The 18,977-nt window shown below is 42.5% G+C and carries 17 protein-coding genes and 1 riboswitch; of the genes, 2 read left to right on the forward strand and 15 right to left on the reverse strand.

Annotation, left to right across the window (positions count from 1 at the left end):
• Positions 1-127 precede the first annotated feature (127 nt).
• The 15 genes from ADH52_RS08890 to uvrA form a co-directional block, all read right to left on the reverse strand.
• The gene (locus ADH52_RS08890) at positions 128-1,072 is read right to left on the reverse strand and encodes a 3-oxoacyl-[acyl-carrier-protein] synthase III C-terminal domain-containing protein (RefSeq protein WP_049510975.1); all 945 of its coding nucleotides are present in this window, start codon (positions 1,070-1,072) and stop codon (positions 128-130) included.
• A 14-nt stretch (positions 1,073-1,086) separates the two neighbouring features.
• Positions 1,087-2,349 (reverse strand): F390 synthetase-related protein, encoded by a 1,263-nt coding sequence (locus tag ADH52_RS08895; protein ID WP_049487401.1) that lies wholly within the window; start codon positions 2,347-2,349, stop codon positions 1,087-1,089.
• Complete coding sequence (locus tag ADH52_RS08900) at positions 2,327-3,142, reverse strand: MBL fold metallo-hydrolase (RefSeq protein WP_049510977.1); 816 nt, start codon at positions 3,140-3,142, stop codon at positions 2,327-2,329. The genes ADH52_RS08895 and ADH52_RS08900 overlap by 23 nt, the downstream gene beginning before the upstream one ends.
• Positions 3,117-4,097 (reverse strand): NAD-dependent epimerase/dehydratase family protein, encoded by a 981-nt coding sequence (locus ADH52_RS08905; protein WP_049487399.1) that lies wholly within the window; start codon positions 4,095-4,097, stop codon positions 3,117-3,119. Before ADH52_RS08905 ends, ADH52_RS08900 begins: the two co-directional genes overlap by 26 nt.
• Complete coding sequence (locus ADH52_RS08910) at positions 4,054-5,370, reverse strand: glycosyltransferase (RefSeq protein WP_049487398.1); 1,317 nt, start codon at positions 5,368-5,370, stop codon at positions 4,054-4,056. Before ADH52_RS08910 ends, ADH52_RS08905 begins: the two co-directional genes overlap by 44 nt.
• Positions 5,371-5,563: 193 nt before the next feature.
• Complete coding sequence (locus ADH52_RS08915; RefSeq protein ID WP_049487397.1) at positions 5,564-6,028, reverse strand: SP_0198 family lipoprotein; 465 nt, start codon at positions 6,026-6,028, stop codon at positions 5,564-5,566.
• 84 nt (positions 6,029-6,112) lie between these two features.
• A complete protein-coding gene (locus ADH52_RS08920) occupies positions 6,113-7,363 on the reverse strand; it encodes a folylpolyglutamate synthase/dihydrofolate synthase family protein (RefSeq protein ID WP_049487396.1) in 1,251 nt (416 codons plus the stop codon).
• Positions 7,364-7,817: 454 nt separating this feature from the next.
• The gene (locus ADH52_RS08925) at positions 7,818-8,123 is read right to left on the reverse strand and encodes a DUF1292 domain-containing protein (protein WP_000017620.1); all 306 of its coding nucleotides are present in this window, start codon (positions 8,121-8,123) and stop codon (positions 7,818-7,820) included.
• A gap of 15 nt (positions 8,124-8,138) precedes the next feature.
• The gene (ruvX, locus tag ADH52_RS08930) at positions 8,139-8,558 is read right to left on the reverse strand and encodes a Holliday junction resolvase RuvX (RefSeq protein ID WP_004239076.1); all 420 of its coding nucleotides are present in this window, start codon (positions 8,556-8,558) and stop codon (positions 8,139-8,141) included.
• A 3-nt stretch (positions 8,559-8,561) separates the two neighbouring features.
• Positions 8,562-8,828, reverse strand: a complete 267-nt coding sequence (locus ADH52_RS08935; RefSeq protein ID WP_000507059.1) for an IreB family regulatory phosphoprotein — start codon at positions 8,826-8,828, stop codon at positions 8,562-8,564.
• A gap of 86 nt (positions 8,829-8,914) precedes the next feature.
• Positions 8,915-9,484 (reverse strand): SP0191 family lipoprotein, encoded by a 570-nt coding sequence (locus ADH52_RS08940; protein ID WP_049487395.1) that lies wholly within the window; start codon positions 9,482-9,484, stop codon positions 8,915-8,917.
• A gap of 66 nt (positions 9,485-9,550) precedes the next feature.
• Positions 9,551-9,949 carry a transcriptional regulator Spx gene (gene spx / locus ADH52_RS08945; protein WP_000591165.1) on the reverse strand — a complete coding sequence of 133 codons (399 nt, stop codon included), beginning with the start codon at positions 9,947-9,949 and terminating at the stop codon, positions 9,551-9,553.
• Between the two features lie 135 nt (positions 9,950-10,084).
• Positions 10,085-12,745 (reverse strand): magnesium-translocating P-type ATPase, encoded by a 2,661-nt coding sequence (mgtA, locus tag ADH52_RS08955; protein ID WP_049510978.1) that lies wholly within the window; start codon positions 12,743-12,745, stop codon positions 10,085-10,087.
• A 195-nt stretch (positions 12,746-12,940) separates the two neighbouring features.
• Positions 12,941-13,091: riboswitch (M-box (ykoK) riboswitch) on the reverse strand.
• Positions 13,092-13,148: 57 nt separating this feature from the next.
• Positions 13,149-14,210: a M24 family metallopeptidase gene (locus tag ADH52_RS08960; RefSeq protein WP_024057760.1), complete on the reverse strand. Its 1,062-nt coding sequence runs from the start codon at positions 14,208-14,210 to the stop codon at positions 13,149-13,151.
• A complete protein-coding gene (gene uvrA / locus ADH52_RS08965; RefSeq protein ID WP_049510980.1) occupies positions 14,203-17,034 on the reverse strand; it encodes an excinuclease ABC subunit UvrA in 2,832 nt (943 codons plus the stop codon). The genes ADH52_RS08960 and uvrA overlap by 8 nt, the downstream gene beginning before the upstream one ends.
• Before the next feature lie 131 nt (positions 17,035-17,165).
• Between uvrA and ADH52_RS08970 the strand changes: the two genes are divergently transcribed.
• Together ADH52_RS08970 and ADH52_RS08975 are read left to right on the forward strand one after the other, a co-directional pair.
• Complete coding sequence (locus ADH52_RS08970) at positions 17,166-18,110, forward strand: magnesium transporter CorA family protein (protein WP_000815623.1); 945 nt, start codon at positions 17,166-17,168, stop codon at positions 18,108-18,110.
• Positions 18,111-18,121: 11 nt separating this feature from the next.
• Positions 18,122-18,799 (forward strand): DUF1129 domain-containing protein, encoded by a 678-nt coding sequence (locus ADH52_RS08975; RefSeq protein ID WP_049510981.1) that lies wholly within the window; start codon positions 18,122-18,124, stop codon positions 18,797-18,799.
• The last annotated feature ends 178 nt before the right edge of the window (positions 18,800-18,977 follow it).

Here is an 18,977-nt window from a genome sequence, read left to right on the forward strand (position 1 = left end):
TTTCTTTTTTATCCTTCTCCCTAACCACCTAGTTAATAGTTGTTTCCATTAGTATACATCAGTTCATAGCTAGATGGCAACAATTTACTCTTGCTAAAGTTTCAACCATTATGCTCTCATATGCGTATTACAGTTTGAGAGCCAACATATTGACCGTCATACCGGCTGCAGTTCCCATAAGATAGATGACATCTCCCTCCTTGACCAGCCCTTGTTCTAATGAATAAGCCAAGCCAAACGGTACAGATACTGACACCATATTTCCATAATCAGTGACAAGATTGAGATATTGTTCCTCCGAAACACCTAGTTTTTCCATAACTAAAGGAAGGGCACGACTTGCTTGATGGGGAATAATATAGTCCACATCTGACAATGCTAGCTGCGTTTTTTCTTGAAACTCTTCAAACATGACTGGAATTTTACGAGCAGATAAGAGGAGAATTTTCTTACCTTTCATATCAAACATATAGTTGGTCTTAGTCGCTTCAGAGTACTCTTTTGGTTGAAAAGAAGTCAGACCTCCACGAATCTCCGTATCGTGTGCTCCTTCTGACCAAGTACGTTGGAGACTAGCAATGACCCCTTTTTCCTGATGGCCTTTTTGGAAAATAAAGGCTGCCGCCCCATCACTAAAGAGTTCAAAACTTTCTTTTTGCTTAGGATTGAGCCCTAAACTACCAACCTCACTAGACACAATTAAGACACGATTGTATTCGCCTGCCTCGATCAAGTGGGACATAGTCGATAGAGCAGAAATAAAGCTAGTACAGGTCGTATTGATATCCATAGCTGGGATTGAGAGTCCTTTTGCCACGCGCTCATGAATCAAGGCAGCCGTACAAGGAATAGGCTGAACACCAACTGCACTAGCTGATACAAGGCAATCGATATCTTTAATATCTAAGTTTGCATATTCGAGTGCTCTCTGAATGGCTACCTCTGCTAAATCTAACTGCGTTTCTTCATTTTCAACTACACGATAACGCGTCTGGTCTTTGAATTGGACGGTATGCTTTGGAAGGCAAACACCATATCCTGCAATTTCTACATGTCTTTTTACTTCTGTCATTGTCTTTTATCCTTTCATAAACGTTGGATTCGTTTGAGTTTATGGCTAGTATCCCAGTGATAATCTGAAAATTGAATTTCGGGAACTATAAACTGCTTTTGCTGGGCCAGGAGTTGAAACTGTACTAAAATAGCTGTCTCCATGCTCTCATCTCGTTGGTTTAGACAAACTTCCACTAACTTTTCAGAATATTGTTTGACTTGGTAATCTCCTATATTCTCCACAAAGAGGATGCAACGTCTGATAAAGTCTGGATAGATGGTCACCTGTCCCCCATCCAGTCCATCGAAATAGAAGATGTCGTCAGAGCGTCCTTCGACCTTGTCAATTCGTGTATAGCAGGAGCCACACGGACAAGTCTTCGGATTTTCAACCAAGATATCATTGAGCTGGTAGCGATAAACAGGCTGACTACTTCGTTTAAAGTCCGTAATCACTGGATAAAAACGGCGGTCATCCAGATACTGCTTTTCCACAAGTATAATGTCTTCGTTGAGATGCAGATTGCCAGCTGAGCAAGTGCAAGCTAGGAAACCTTCGGTTGCCTGATAAACTTGGTCAATAATGGATAGAGAAAAGGCTTCTGCGATGAGTTCCCTATCATTATCTTCCAAGATTTCTGCCACCGAAACGATTTTTTGTGGGTGGATAGCTAACTCTCCAGCCTTGAGACGCTTGCTCAATTCAATCAACATAGAGGCTGGTGCCACAACAATCGTCGGCTGGTAGGTATTCAGCCGCTCAATATGGACATCTGTAGGTTTAAAAATATCAAAATACTCCAAACGAATAAGTGCCGTATTGATGGTCTGATAGAGTTCATTATCAGCTCTCAGGAAAAAGGCGATTCGGTGTCCAAAAAGCTGGCCCTTGGGTAACATCTTAGCTAAGATAGCTGCTGCCCACATACTTCGCTCTTTCTCCGTTGTGATAAAAAGCCCCCGATGTCCAGATGTCCCTGAAGACAGTCCGACTGCCACATCGCCTTTGAGTTCAGTGAAATCACGAGTCTTTTCACTTTCAATAGCCAAGGCCAAGGCTTCATCCCGATCTACTCCTTGGGTGTTGAGCTCGTTGAAATGCTCCATCATAAAAGCCTTGTCCATATGGTCAAAGTCACTAGGAACCCCATTTTTAAAGTAGGGCGACTCTCGCTTTAAAAAGTTCATATAGTTAGCTAATTGCTTTTTCTGATAGTTCTCTACAGCTTCTCGAGATTTGAAGTTATGAAGCCAGCGAGTTTGGATAAAGGTTTTAAGAAAGGTTCCTTTTTTCATATATGATACGTTCTATCCTTTCTACAGGGTCATGGCTAACAACTACTTCAATACCATCTCTCAAGACTTCCTCCAAAAACTCTGTCCCCTTGATATAGTCTGCCTTATTGTCCTGAACCAAGGAAGGAATCAGGAGCATCTGCTTGGTGTAAGGCAAAAGGTCAATTCCCCAACAGAGATCTGCTGCGATGAGGAGATTAAAGTCTGGAAGGTACAGACAAGCTTGCCCCCTTGCATGCCCATCAACAGAAGCTACTAGGATACTTCCATCTCCAAAAAGGTCACTAGTCGGACGATAGGGAAAGGTTGAATCTTGCTGGTCAGCTCTGATAATGGTTAGATTTTTTTCAAAAGAAACTGGCAAAAATTCCTTGAAAATCAAGTCTTTCAGTGTCGGTTTCTTGTAAACATCATACACTTCCTGAGTCAAGATAAAAGTTGCATGAGGGAAGAAGCTAGCCCCTCCCAAATGATCTGGATGCAGGTGGGATAGGATGATATAATTAATTTCTTCCGGTTTAATTCCCTTAGCTTTCAGCAAATATGAAATCTGGTCCTTCTCCGTCATTTGAACAGGTGTTCCCAAACGATAGAAACCATAACGAATCTGAGTCTTAATATCGTAATGGTAGCCCGTATCATAGAGGAGGTATCCCTTCTCCCAATGTTTGATAAGAAAAACCCCGGCTGGAAAGGTCATCTTTTTATTCTTGATTCCCTTAAATAGCAAACCTGTATAACTCGTGCAATATCCTGCCGGGAAATAATCAATGCTTTCTATAATCTTTGACATACTGTTCAATTCCTTCCGAAATACTGATTTGAGGGCGATAGCCCAAGTCTCGCTCCGCCTTGCTGATGTCCAGCGTCTGGCTATACCTCAGCAAGTCATAGGTATAGCGTGTTAGAGCCGGCTCACCTTTAAGTTTCAAAATCTTATACAGAAACTCTAAACTACTTGCAATAACTGAAATAAGAGGAACCGGCACTTTTCTGTATGTTATCGGATATCCAAGCCCTCCCAAGGTTTCTTCTATCAGATCCTTAAAGGCTCTTGGTTCCCCGTTGGTAATATTATAGACTTCGCCACTAGCTTGAGGAGCCTCTAGAGCCAAGCGAATGGCCAGAGCGACATTTTCCACACAGGTCATATCCATCAGCTGACGGCCATCCCCTATCAAGGGAATACCAATCTTCTGACTGAGTTTAAGAACCCGAGGCAAAATACTGGTATCCCCAATTCCAAAAAGCCCACGAGGTCGTAAGATAATACTCGGAACATCGGGATAATCCTTAAACAGCTTCTCCGAAGCTAGTTTACTACGAATATAGTTGTTCAGATTATTTTCCTGAGGCGCATCGCTTTCTTTGATAGCTATCTGGTCTCGAGGCGCAGCATATATGCTAGGCGAGGACACATAAACCAAACGCTGAATACCAGCCTCTCGACAAGCATCCAGAACATACTTGGTCCCTAAGACATTTGTCTGGTAGAAATCTTCCCAAGGTCCCCAGACGGTAGAAAGAGCTCCCGCATGAACAACCATGTCCATACCCTGACAAGCCTGAGTCAGATCCTCTTGCTTGGTCAAATCTCCCTGGAAAAATGCCACAGAGGAGTTCTCTAAAGACTGACCAACCTTGCGATTACGTCCAAAAGCTCGTACCTGATAGCCATGCTGACTGAGCTCTTCAACAACATACTTACCTAAAAAGCCCGTAGCACCTGTTACCAATACTTTCTTCATGTTTTATTTCTCCTTGTCCCCCCAAGAGTCGATATATTTCATTCTTGAGGATTTCTGTTGGCTGATAGTCTTGAGCTACACGACTGAGTTTGTTCAAGTCTGACCAACCATCTCTAGCCAATAGCTCATCAAAAGCGCGTCCAATCGCTTCCGTGTCCTCTCGTTTAGTAGTCAGGGCAATCCCCGCCTCTAGCCCGCGAACCGCATAGTCATACTGATCATAGTCATGAGGGAGAATTAAGGCAGGCTTGCCATAGATAATACATTGGTAAAAAATACCCGCACCTCCGTGATGAATCACATAGTCCATCTGGGGAATGTATTCCTTATAGGGAAGATAGGATACCACAGAAACATTGTCCATGAGCTCCTCACATTGGAAGTCTTGTCCACCAAACCCCAGAGTCACAAAAAAGTGACAGTCAGGATGGGCTTTTGCCAATTGTTGGGTCTGGTAGAGGAGGTTATCTTTAGCCCACGCAAGCTGAGTTCCACAGGATACGAGGACTTTTTTATAACTTGCATAGGGAGACAAATCGAGAGGATAATTCTCTGCTCTCTCAATCGAAGAGCCAAAAGGCCCCACCCAAAGGTAGTGCTCTGGAAAACCACTTTTCAGCTCCAACTCTTTCATCCCAATTCCCAAGATGGAATAGGGCGAATAAATGGTTTCCTGATTTTTTTGATTGTAGAGCTTAAAATCGTAACGTTTCAAGCGTTCTCTCAATAAAAAGGTTACGATTCGTTTCCCTAAACGAGTCACTTTTCTTCCTAGCCATTGCTGGGCAGACTGGAAAGGGTTCTTTGGACTGCCCATTCCTCCAAAGAAACAAGGCGGTCCAGCTGTCGTTTCAATGGCAAACTGTGTCGCCATGGTTGTTATCCAAGGAATTCCCAACTGTTCCGCTACAAGTCCTCCAGAGAGAGTTATAAAATCCGCAATAACAATATCTGGTCGATTTTTCTCCCATTCTTGCACTAGTTGGTCAGACACTATATTGATCAAATCCAGACTAGCTGACAACTGTCGATAAGCAGAAATAAGATTTAGTTGTCCTTCATTGTTGGCTACACGCTCAAACGCATCTACAAAATTTTCTAAAATGGGAAGTACCTGGAATCCCATCTCCTCTGCGACAGCTTTTCGTTGCGGTCCTGTGAATAATCGAATATCATACAAAGAATCCTTCAACAAAGGTGCGAGTAAATTCAGGGCTGGGAAGAGATGTCCACTTAAAGGGAGTACTACCACGTCGATTTTGATTCTCTTCATAAATCTAGCATAACAAATTTTTTTAAAAAGAACTACTCAAAAAGAGTACCACTCCTAAAAGTGGAACTTATATTTAAGGAAAAGGAATGAATCTTGTATAAGACCCATTCCTTTATGTGTATAATCTATCTAACTTTTATCGAGTAATACATCAAATATCTTTCATCTTATCGGAATTTTTGATAAATAAGCTTTACTTAGATAAAACAATGCGATCAGACGCTTCTCTATCCATATCGTCAATAATCATCTGATTTCCATTAATTGCATAAATCTTGGCATCATCACCAATAATCATGCGTTGATTAGCAGCGTCGAAGCTAACCTGCTTGATTTCTTGTTCCCCGTCAGTTTCTACCTGTGTCCAAGTACCCGTTGTACCAGTTACCACTAAAGTGATACGGTCTCCTTCATCCTGACCAGTATAAGTCCCATCAATATTAGTTGGTTGAGTCTCAGGCGCATTTTGTGAAGAACTTGTTGCTGCCTGATTTGAATTTTCTGCCGAAGATGAAGCAGCAGGTTGTGATTGCTGAGTTTGTTGAGTTTGCGATTGAGCTACTGGTTGTTGAACTTGTTGAGCTCTCTGTGAACAAGCTACTAAGAGACTAAGACTTGCTAGAGAAGCAAGAGAAAGTGTGAATGTTTTTAATTTCATGATGAATTTCCTTTCTGCTACCAATTTAGAGAATTTTCCTTCTAACTGGCAGTTCCCCTAGTATAACAAGTTCAAAAAAGGAGGTCAATTTATCTGCTCGTGGGCCAGTATGTGGCTCCGTACTTCTGAGATAAAATAGAGAGAGCCTGTAACGAACAACAAATCCTGGGTATCGGCTCTTTCTTCGAAACTGCTGATAAATTCGCGATAAGAAGGAATTATATCGTAACCTGTTACATCTGTCTCATCCAAAGAACCTTGATAGTCAAAGCCGGTCACCTTGAGTTCCACCTGAGGCAAATTTTCAGTCAGATAACCCAACATACCTTGATAATCCTTACGTTTCAAAGCTCCAAAAAGGATTTTAGGACGATAACCTTCCTGCTCTTTTCCTTTGATAAATTCAACCAAGCGAGTCAAAGCAGGGAGGTTATGGGCACCGTCCAAGTATATCTGAGGACGAATACGCTCCAAACGTCCAGCCCAATGGGTCTGTTCCAAGGCCTGTCTTATAGCCTGCTCATCAACATCTTCCTTTTCTTCCCTCATAAAGAGAAGAAAAGTTTGTAGCGCCAAGGCCGCATTTTCCTGCTGATAAGCTCCTTCCAAGCCTATTTTCAACTGTGAAAGATTAGCCAAAGAGCTTGAAAAATCACCATTCAGCATTGAAAAATCTTGGTCTGCCTGATAAAGGTCAACAGCTAAAGATTCGGCTTTTTTCTGACATACAAGCCTAGCTTCTGAAGGCAATTTCGCAATCACTGCCTTCTTACCAGCCTTGAAAATACCAGCTTTTTGCTCTGCGATTGCTTCTAGACTATCGCCCAAAGTATCCTGATGGTCAAGCCCAATGGAGGTGATGACAGCAATCTCTCCAGTTACCACATTGGTCGTGTCAAGTAAGCCACCAATTCCCACTTCTAGTAAAACCAAATCCACCTCTTGCTCTCTAAAATAGAGGAAAGCAATCAAGGTCAGCAATTCAAAAAAGGACAACTGGTCATGAGTTTGCAAAAGCGTCTTTTCCATCTCCTTGACCTGCTCAGCTAAACGGATAAAGTCTGCGTCTGCTATAGGTTGTTCATTAATGCAAATTCGGTCATTGATAGAGACGATATGAGGGGAGGTAAAGGTCGCAACTTTTTTGCCATGCCCCATAAATAATTCCCTCATGAAAGCAATGGTAGAACCTTTTCCATTAGTTCCTGTTACGTGGATAATAGGATAAGACTTCTCGGGATTCCCCAACAAATCCACCGCTTGCTGCATTCGGCTCAAGCCTGATCGAAAATTCAAACCAATCCGACTATGAAGCCATTCTTCTACTTCAAACATACACATCTCCTTGACAAAAGTTCAATCAATTACCTAGCAAAATTCCATAGATAACAAAAAATGAGGTCAGGATTTTCGTCCCGACCTCTTACCTGGTTAGCTAATAACTAGCTCCTATGAATGTTAATCTGGGGTAAAACGTCCACTGAATGTGCCTGCGTTTCTAATTTCTAGCGCAGGGCTAAAAACGTCCCCCGGACGTTCCAACTCTTCCCAATTTCTGGGAGTTGGGCTGATACAGTCTCCCAGACTTACTTACTGTCTTTATTTTTAGCGTAAGGGTAAAAATGTTCACTGAACACACCAGTTCTCTCTTATTTTAAGGAACTGGGCTAAAAACGTCCACTGGATGTTCCAACTCTTCTAATTTCTAGGAGTTGGGGTGATACAGTCTCCCAGACGTTCCTGCGTTTCTAATTTCTGGCGCAGGGCTAAACACGTCCACAGGACGTGTTTACTCCTCCATAAAGCTGTTGAAGACTTCTTCAATCATGTTCCATTCGTCTTCTGAGTCTTCTGGAATTGGTTGCAATTCGCCTTCTGTTCCATCTTCGTTTTCGATGAATGAGTAAGCTTGGATTTCAACTTGTCCGTCTTCGTCTTCTTCTGCATTAACTGGTACTAGAAGAACATAGTTTTTACCAAATTCTTCTTTTCCGTCAATGGTCAAAAGGATTTCAAACAAGGTTTCATTTCCTTGCTCATCTACTAGTGTGATTAGTTCACGTTCTTCGTGGTCGTGGTTATGATCGTGTGACATAGCCTCTCCTTTGTATTAAAATTTTCTATCTAAATAATTTTGTAAAATCAGCTGAGCTGCTAATTTATCAATGACTTTCTTGCGCTTGTTACGGCTAATATCTGCTTGTTCAATCAACATACGCTCTGCGGCAACTGTTGTCAAGCGTTCATCTTGATAGTCTACTGGTAAACCAAAAAGCTCTTCCAGCTTTGCTCCGTAGGCTTGACTAGCTTCCACGCGCGGTCCGCTTGTATTGTTCATGTTTTTAGGCAAGCCCACTACAAATCGTTCCACCTTGTAAGTATCAACCAACTCCTTAACGCGGTCAAAACCAAATTGACCTTGCTCCTCATTGATTTGGATGATTTCAAGTCCTTGAGCTGTAAAACCAAGCGGATCGCTAATCGCCACCCCTACCGTTTTTGAACCGACGTCCAATCCCATAATTCTCATAGGTTATAGATCGACTCCTTGTCCTTTAAGGTAGTAGCGGACTAATTCCTCAACGATTTCATCACGCTCATACTTACGGATTTGATTTCGTGCATTATTATAACGAGGAACGTAGGCAGGGTCTCCACTCAATACGTAACCTACGATTTGGTTGATTGGGTTGTAGCCCTTATCGTTCAACGAAGCATAAACATCAGTCAGAGTTTCGCTAATTTCTTTTTTATTGGAATCGTCCAATTTAAAACGTACTGTTTCTTCAGTAAATCCCATTCTAACACCCTCTTTCCTTAGAATAGTACCATTATAGCATAATTCCTTACGTTCTACAATTCAGGCAGTCTATTTATTTGGATTTTCTACTGTTCTGTCGCACCATTTGCCAATCTGTCTGCTACATATTGACTCGGTTCATTTTTCAAAAGATTTTCCAAGCCAATATTCTTTAAATATTCAACCTGTGAAGCTTTTTTGATATCTAAAACCTGAAAATCATAAGTAGTTGTTGTTTGAATTTCTGTTTCACTTAGTAGCTTCGTCTCAAGTGTAAAACCTGGCAACTTGCGCGCTTCCTGAATTGAGGCATCTTTACCTTCAGCTTCAATGAGTGCTTTTTGGGTAGCCTCTACACCATGCTCAGTTACAAAAGTCTTCAATTCATCGGTAACTGGTCTTTTTTGAATAATAGTCAAACTTAAAAATTGTTTTCCTTTATATGTGACTGTTTGAATCTGCTGACTGCCGTCTGTTGACTTCGGTAGCATAAATGTTTTTGTAACTACTGTATTCTTCTCAGCATTCTCTAGGACAGGTAAAGTTGACTGTAACGTTTCAGATTTACTACTAGAGGACGCAGTTGTCGCTTTTTTTTGCCCACATCCAGCAAGCAAGAAAAGTAGTGCAAAACTTGTAATCAGTATTTTTTTCATAATTCCTCACATCATTTTTGAATTAAAAGAGCAAACAAGGCTAGGAAGCACTCCCAGCCTTGATGTTTATAGAGCTGCACGCAAACGTGCTTCTGCATTTTCTACATTACGGACAGAGCGTGGTAGGAAGGCACGAATATCGTCTTCCTTATAGCCAACTTGCAGGCGTTTTTCATCTACAAGGATTGGGCTCTTTAAAATTCTCGGTGTTTCCATAATCAGATTGAGGACTTCGTTGACACTCAAATCTTCGATATCCACTCCAAGGGCTTTGGCATAGCGATTTTTAGACGAAACGATGCTGGCTATTCCGTTATCTGTTTTTGTCAGAATATCCAGTAATTCTTCTCGCGTAATTCCTTCTTTACCAAGGTTTTGTTCTTTATAACTTAACTGGTGGGCATTGAGCCAGGTTTTTGCTTTTTTACAGCTAGTACAACTTGAGACTGTATAAATTTTAATCATGTACCTACCCCTTTCGCTACATGTTACTATCAGTTTAGTCTATTATACCATAAAAAACATCCGACTTGCGACCTATTTTTAAATTTTTTTGACTTTTTTCGTCATTTTCGTACTTTTTTCTTGACAAAATGAAATTTACAGCCATTCTTGATATTTCTTGATATAGATTTTTTTCACAATTGTCACGCTAATCATATACAAAATAATGATGAAAAGCAAAAAGATGAAATAAATCGGTTTTAATGGAGTTAGATGAAGTAGGATTGCGAGTGGACTGTAGGGAAGGAAGGTCACAAAGGCTGCAGCCAATAAGGTTGTCACAAGGACTAGCCAAGCTGGACGACTTTGTAAAAAGGGAATTTTGGCTGAACGCAACATATGAATAACCATGGTCTGTGACCACATGGACTCGATAAACCAACCTGTCTGAAACAAGACAATAAATCCTACGGCAGACTCCGCTCCATGGACATAGGCTTGACCTGTTGTCATGGGTACAATGATAAAATAAAGCAAACTGAAGGTCAAAATATCAAAGGCAGAAGAGATAGGCCCCATCCAAACCATGAAACGTGTGATGGACTTAGCTTCCCAGGTATGCGGATTTCTCAAAAAATCTTTATCCACCTTGTCAAAAGGCAAGGCAATACAAGACAAATCATAGACTAGATTTAGGATAATCAAATGGACTGGTGCCATTGGTAAAAATGGCAAAAAGATTCCAGAGACCAATAGGGATAAGATATTTCCAAAATTAGAACTCACTGTCATTTTGATATATTTAGTCATATTGGCATAGACCTTACGACCTTCAACAAGTCCTTTTTCCAGCACCATGAGATCCTTATCAAGTAGGATAACATCAGCTGTTTCTTTGGCAATATCTACTGCTGTATCAACAGAAATCCCCACATCTGCAACCTTCATAGAAGGAGCGTCATTGATTCCATCCCCCATATAGCCAACAGCATGACCATTAGCCTTAAATTGCAAAATAATCCTCGCTTTTTGGTCAGGAGAAAGTTTGGCAAAGACTGTTACCTCCTCCACGGCTTGAGCCAATTCTTGATTACTCATCTGATCAATTTCAGATCCTAACAGCATCTGATTGATATCCAAACCAACCTTTTCACAGACTGCTTGGGTAACTTTTTCGTTGTCTCCCGTCAAAATCTTTGTTTGAACCCCATGTTCTAACAGAGCCTTAATTGCTGGTGCTGCAGATGGTTTAGGAGGATCTAGGAAGGCTAAATAACCAGTTAGAATCATATCCCCTTCATCATCAACTGTATAGGCATGACCTTCCCTCAAACCTGACTTATAGGCCACTCCCAAGACACGCAAACCTTGTTGATTTAGTTGTCTGACTTCTGCTAAAATTTCTTCTCTAATAGCATCTGTCAAGGGAGTAATCACTCCTTGGTATTCCGCATGACTGGAAATCGTCAACATCTCCTCTAGGGCACCCTTGGTTACCAAACTAACCACTTCGTGCTCATCTTTAACGATAACACTCATCCGTCTACGTTCAAAATCAAAGGGAAGCTCATCTATTTTTTGAAAAGTTTGAGCCAAATTTTGCAAGAGGGCGTGTTCTTTTGCTTCCTTTTCAGTCCGTTTGATGATAGCTCTGTCCATCAAATTTTTCAAGCCCGTTTGAAAATAAGAATTGAGATAAGCACGTCTCAAGACAGTCAAATCCAAGCGTCCGTGGATGTCCAAGGGATATTCAAGGACAATTTCGTCTTGGGTTAGAGTTCCTGTCTTATCTGTACACAAGATATCAATCGCCCCTAAGTCCTGTATGGCATTGAGTTTCTTGATAACCACTTTTTCCTTGGCCATGATAATAGAACCTTTTGCTAGGCTAGCGGTAATAATCATAGGAAGCATTTCAGGTGTCAATCCAACACCAACACTCAAAGCAAATACGCCAGCTTCCAGCCAGTCGCCATCTGTTAAACCATTGGACAAGAAAACGATGGGCACCATGACCAACATCAAACGGATCAAGAGCCAAGAAATACTGTTCATCTCTCGTTCAAACGAAGTAGGCTCATCATAGGTGTTCAGAGTCTGCTCAATGGCCCCCATCATGGTATCATCACCAACCGCCAAAACCACGGCCTTGGCACTGCCAGATAAGACATTGGTTCCCATAAAAGCCAAGGATGCGGCTCCGAGCAGACTATCAGATTGTTGAACTGTTGCCTTGGTCAAGGCCAATTTTTCAACAGAATCACTTTCGCCTGTCAAGCCAGACTGTTGGACAAAGAAATCGCGCGACTCAAATAAAAGAAGATCTGCTGGAATCATATCTCCAGCGCTTAATTTAACCACGTCCCCCACTACCAAATCATCGATAGGTACTTCTTGAATTTCTCCTTGACGAATGACAGTCGCTGTGTTGACAATCATTTTTGAAAGATTGGTCGCAGCCTTATCACTGCGGAGTTCTTGGACAAAGCGAATGCCTCCAGAAATGAGGACTAGGACAACGATGATAATAGAAGTCGTCGGATCCTCTTGACCTGGTTTTGCCAACCAGACATTGGTCACTAAGGAAATCACGGCGATAACCAGCAAGATGATTGTAAAAGGATTGATAATCGATTCGTAAATCTTTTTCAAAATCGAATCTTCTTGGCCTTTGGTAATCACATTTTCGCCATAGAGGTCACGATTTTTTTCGACTTGTTCCTCTATCAAACCGTTTAAACTAGTATGATAAAAAGTTAGACTCTCGTCTAAAGGGACTTGAATAGCTGTTGCTAATCTTTCTTTTGTAGTTTTCATTGGTTTCTCCTATCTGTATGAATGATGTGTTTCATACACAGAGACCAATCACTTTATAAGGGCAGAACGACACAAATCAGCGATTGGCTGTGTATGTGCGGTTCCGGATGGTCGTCAATTTGCATCGTCTGTCTCCTTTCTTTGCTTTAAAACAGTAGAAAATCCCACCATAAAATGGCAGGATTAAAAAACTAATTATCTGTTTTTCGTTCAAGCTTTAACTCCATAGGGCAATGAAATGAGCTTAGTCTTGGCCTTCGCGACCAGGACTGTTGACCAACGAGTAGTGTCTCCACTGCTTTGCGGTAGTCATCCGTATCCCTATGGTAGCCTCACCTACCGTTTTCGTCTTTCAGTATAAACCTTTAAAATTTAAAAGTCAATCATTTGAGTTGTTTAACTCTTAAATAACTATCAACTCTTTTGGAGCTAGGGTTAACAATTCACAACCTGTCTCTGTAATCAGAATATCGTCCTCGATACGAACACCATATTTGCCTTCGATATAGATACCTGGTTCATCAGTCAAGGTCATCCCTGCCTTAATAGTTTCTGTAGAAGTCTGACTAAAGTATGGTTCCTCATGGATATCCAGTCCAATACCGTGTCCGATACCGTGGGTAAAGTAGTCGCCATAACCTGCCTCGATGATAATATCACGAGGAATTTTGTCAAAGTCACGGAAACCTAATCCTGCTTTAGCCTGGTCAATCAAGGCTTGATTGGCTTTGAGAACCGTATTGTAAATCTCTGCCTGCTCGTCGCTAACATGTCCCAGATAGATAGTCCGGGTCATATCGCTAACATAGTGGTCATAAAGGCAACCGAAGTCCATAGTAATGGCTTCTCCCAGCTCCACTGGTTTGTGCATAGGATGAGCATGAGGTTTGGAAGAGTTGATACCGCTAGCTAGAATGGTGTCAAAAGACAAGCCAGATGCTCCCAACTCACGCATACGGAAGTCAAGGAAGTTGGCAATCTCAATTTCAGTTTTTCCTGGTTTGATGAAGTCAAGCGCATCACGGAAAGCTTGGTCTGAGATAGAACAAGCCTTGCGAATAGCTGCAATCTCCGCTTCATCCTTAATCATTCGAAGACCTTCAACAAACTGAGTTTGTGGAAGCAAGTCCAAACCTGCAAAAGTTGCCTGCATACGGTGATAATAAGAGACTGAAATCTCGTCCTCAAAGCCGATACGAGACAAGCCCATGTCCTTGACAATGCCGGCAATGACAGCCAATTCATCACGGTCAGCCACAATCTCAAAATCACTGGTTTCTTGCTTGGCTGCAATGATATAGCGGGAGTCTGTCACCAAGATCTGACGGTCACGGCTGATAAAGACTGTTCCGTTTGAGCCCCAAAAACCAGTCAAATAATAGATGTTTTTAAGGTTATTGATGATGATGCCATCTAGTTCTTTTTCTTGCATTTTAGCTAGAAATGCTTGTACACGTTTATTCATGATGTAACTTTCCTTTCAAATACTGTCCTGTGTAGCTGGCTTCATTGGCCGCTACTTCTTCTGGAGTTCCTGTTGCGATGATGGTTCCACCACCGACACCGCCCTCAGGTCCCAAGTCGATGATATGATCTGCTGTCTTGATAACGTCTAGATTGTGCTCAATGACGAGGACTGTATTGCCATCGTCTACAAAGCGAGCCAAAACCTTGAGCAAGCGAGCGATATCCTCTGTATGAAGACCTGTCGTCGGCTCATCCAGAATGTAGAAAGATTTTCCTGTCGATCGTTTGTGAAGTTCACTAGCCAGTTTCATACGCTGGGCTTCTCCCCCAGAAAGGGTGGTAGCAGGTTGCCCCAATGTCACATAGCCTAGCCCTACATCCTTGATGGTCTGAAGTTTGCGTTGAATTTTCGGAATGTGTTGGAAAAATTCCACCGCATCATTGACAGTCATGTCCAAGACCTGCGAGATATTCTTTTCCTTATAGTGAACTTCTAGGGTTTCACTATTGTAGCGAGTCCCGTGGCAGACTTCACAAGCCACGTAAACATCTGGCAAGAAGTGCATCTCAATCTTGATGATCCCGTCACCTGAGCAGGCTTCACAGCGACCTCCCTTAACATTGAAACTGAAACGTCCCTTTTTGTAACCACGAATCTTAGCCTCATTTGTCTGGGCAAAAAGGTCACGTATATCGTCAAAAACTCCTGTATAGGTAGCTGGGTTGGACCTCGGCGTTCGTCCGATAGGGCTCTGATCAATATCAATCAAGCGGTCTACATGCTCAATCCCTGTAATCGTTTTAAACTTACCAGGTTTGTCTGAATTGCGGTTGAGCTTCTGAGCAATAGCTTTTTTGAGGATGCTATTGATTAGGGTAGATTTACCTGAACCTGATACCCCTGTCACTGCGATGAATTTTCCTAATGGGAAGCGAGCCGTGACATTTTGCAGGTTGTTCTCACGCGCTCCCGTCACCTCGATAAAACGACCATTACCAACACGACGTTCTTCTGGTACTGGAATGGCACGTTTGCCTGACAAGTACTGGCCTGTGATAGACTTACTGTTACGAGCTACCTGTTTAGGTGTACCTGCCGCAACAATCTCCCCACCAAAAACACCGGCACCGGGACCAACGTCAATCAGATAATCAGCTTCGCGCATAGTATCTTCATCATGTTCCACAACAATGAGAGTATTTCCCAAGTCACGCATCTTTTTGAGACTAGCAATCAGACGATCATTGTCCCTCTGGTGGAGACCGATTGACGGCTCATCTAGGATATAGAGGACGCCTGATAAGTTGGAACCAATCTGGGTTGCCAAGCGAATACGCTGACTTTCCCCACCTGAAAGGGTTCCTGCTGAGCGTGACAGAGTCAGATAGTTGAGTCCCACGTTATTAAGGAAGGTCAAACGATCCTTGATTTCCTTGAGGATTGGGCGAGCAATGATGGCTTCATTTTCAGACAAGGTCAGCTGGTTCACCAAGTCCAAGTGGTCTGCGATAGACAGGTCTGAAATTTCTCCGATATGTGGCCCTTGCTGGCCACCCACACGAACAGACAAGGCTTGGTCGTTGAGACGATAGCCGCGACAAGTTCCGCAAGACAGCTCATTCATGTAGAGGCGCATCTGGGTGCGAGTGTAGTCACTATTGGTCTCATGGTAGCGACGTTTAATATTATTGACAACTCCCTCAAAAGGAATGTCGATATCGCGCACGCCGCCAAATTCATTCTCATAGTGGAAATGGAATTCCTTGCCATCTGAGCCGTAGAGAATCAAGTTCTTGTCTTCTTCTGACAAGTCCTCAAAAGGCTTATCCATATCCACTCCAAAGGCTGTCATAGCCTGCTCTAGCATGTTTGGATAATAGTTGGATGAGATAGGATTCCAAGGGGCCAAGGCTCCCTCACGTAGCGTTTTGCTGGCGTCTGGCACTACCAAATCAGTATCCACCTCCAGCTTAATACCCAAGCCGTCACACTCACTACAAGAGCCAAAAGGAGCATTGAAGGAGAAGAGACGCGGCTCTAACTCTGGCACGGTAAAACCACAAACTGGACAGGCATAATGCTCAGAGAAGAGCAACTCAGAATCGTCCATGGTATCAATAATCACATAACCTTCTGCAATACGAAGGGCAGCCTCAATAGAATCAAAGAGACGACTACGGATGCCCTCCTTGATAACAATACGGTCAACCACGACATCAATATTGTGTTGCTTGCTCTTAGACAACTCTGGCACTTCGGTCACATCATAGACTTCCCCATCCACACGGACACGGACATAACCATCCTTCTGAACCTTTTCAATGACGCTCTTGTGCTGTCCTTTTTTCTTACGGATAACTGGGGCTAAGATTTGCAGGCGTTGGCGTTCAGGTAACTCCAAAACCTTATCCACAATTTGCTCCACAGAAGAAGCCTTGATAGCTCCATGCCCGTTGATACAGTAAGGCGTCCCCACACGTGCGTAGAGGAGACGCAGATAATCATTGATTTCAGTCGTGGTTCCCACTGTCGAGCGAGGATTTTTACTAGTCGTTTTCTGGTCAATGGAAATAGCTGGGCTGAGACCATCAATGGCATCTACATCTGGCTTCTCCATATTCCCCAAGAATTGACGAGCGTAGGCTGACAAACTCTCCACATAACGACGTTGTCCCTCCGCATAGAGGGTGTCAAAGGCCAGACTGGATTTCCCTGAACCTGACAAGCCGGTCACGACAACCAACTTGTCTCGCGGAATCTCCACATCAATATTTTTTAAATTATGGGCACGCGCCCCATGAATGACAATTTTATCTTGCATCTTTGTTCTTTCTAGTCCATTATTGCTTACCATTATACCAAAAAAAGTGAGATTCTATTACCCAAAAGGCTGATTTTGTAGTATAATAGTACGGTGTGAAAAAATCTGAAAAATGAGAAAGGATAAGGGATATGAAACAAGTTTTTCTCTCTACAACAACTGAATTTAAAGAGATCGATACGCTTGAACCGGGTACTTGGATCAATCTCGTCAATCCGACTCAAAATGAATCACTCGAAATCGCTAACGCCTTCGATATCGACATTGCCGACCTTCGAGCACCGCTCGATGCGGAAGAAATGTCTCGTATTACCATTGAAGACGAGTACACTCTGATTATCGTCGACGTGCCGGTCACAGAAGAAAGAAATAACCGCACCTACTACGTCACCATCCCACTTGGTATTATCATCACCGAGGAAACCATTATCACTACTTGTTTGGAACCATTACCAGTCCTCGATGTCTTTATCAACCGTCGATTGCGTAATTTCTATACTTTCATGCGTTCGCGTTTTATCTTCCAGATTCTTTATCGCAATGCAGAGCTTTACCTAACAGCCCTTCGTTCGATTGACCGCAAGAGTGAGCAAATCGAAAGTCAACTGCATCAATCAACTCGTAATGAAGAATTGATTGAGCTCATGGAATTGGAAAAAACCATCGTCTATTTCAAGGCCTCCCTCAAAACAAACGAGCGTGTGATTAAGAAATTGACCAGCTCAACCAGCAATATTAAGAAATACCTTGAGGACGAAGACCTGCTTGAAGATACCCTGATTGAAACCCAACAGGCCATCGAGATGGCAGACATTTATGGAAACGTCTTGCATTCTATGACAGAGACCTTCGCCTCTATCATTTCTAACAACCAGAACAACATCATGAAAACCTTGGCCCTTGTGACCATCGTCATGTCCATCCCAACCATGGTCTTTTCTGCCTACGGGATGAACTTTAAGGATAATGAAATCCCCCTAAACGGCGAACCGAATGCCTTCTGGTTAATCGTTTTTATCGCCTTTGCTATGAGTGTCTCGCTCACTCTCTATCTCATCCATAAAAAATGGTTCTAAGAGGAGTTCCTATGTCTCAGATTGATCTACAAAAATTAACTAAGAAAAACCAAGAGTTTATCCACATTGCTACCCAACAATTCATCAAAGATGGGAAAACAGACGCTGAAATCAAGGCAATCTTTGAGGAAGTCATTCCCAAAATCCTTAAAGAGCAAGCCAAGGGTACGACTGCTCGTTCCCTCTATGGCGCACCAACCCACTGGGCTCATAGTTTCACTGTCAAGGAACAATATGAAAAAGAGCATCCAAAGGAAAATGATGATCCAAAACTCATGATTATGGACTCAGCTCTTTTCATCACTAGCCTCTTTGCCCTCGTCAGCGCCCTCACAACTTTCTTTGCGGCAGATCAGGCTTTCGGCTATGGATTTATCACTCTCTTGTTAGTTGGACTTGTTGGTGGATTTGCCTTCTACTTGATGTACTACTTTGTTTACCAATACTATGGACCAGATATGGACCGCAGTCAACGTCCACCTTTCTGGAAATCTGTACTAGTTATCCTAGCATCTATGTTCCTTTGGTTGCTTGTCTTCTTTGCAACAAGCTTCCTACCAGCTAGCCTTAACCCAGTCCTTGCTCCAGTGCCACTGGCTATTATCGGAGCAGCCCTCCTAGCTCTTCGCTTCTATCTCAAGAAACGCTTGAACATCCGCAGCGCAAGTGCAGGACCAACACGTTATTAAGAGAACGATAAAAGCAACTGCAGGTGCGGTTGCTTTTTTACTACTTTCTTGATTTAAAAGCATTCTTCTGACATCCCACGTAGCTTTCTCTTATCTTTTGTGATAAAATAGGCTCATACTCAATGAAAATCAAAGAGCAAACTAGGAAGCTAGCCGCAGGCTGTACTTGAGTACGGCA

The organism is Streptococcus pseudopneumoniae, assembly GCF_001072665.1.
GTDB lineage: Bacteria > Bacillota > Bacilli > Lactobacillales > Streptococcaceae > Streptococcus > Streptococcus pseudopneumoniae_S.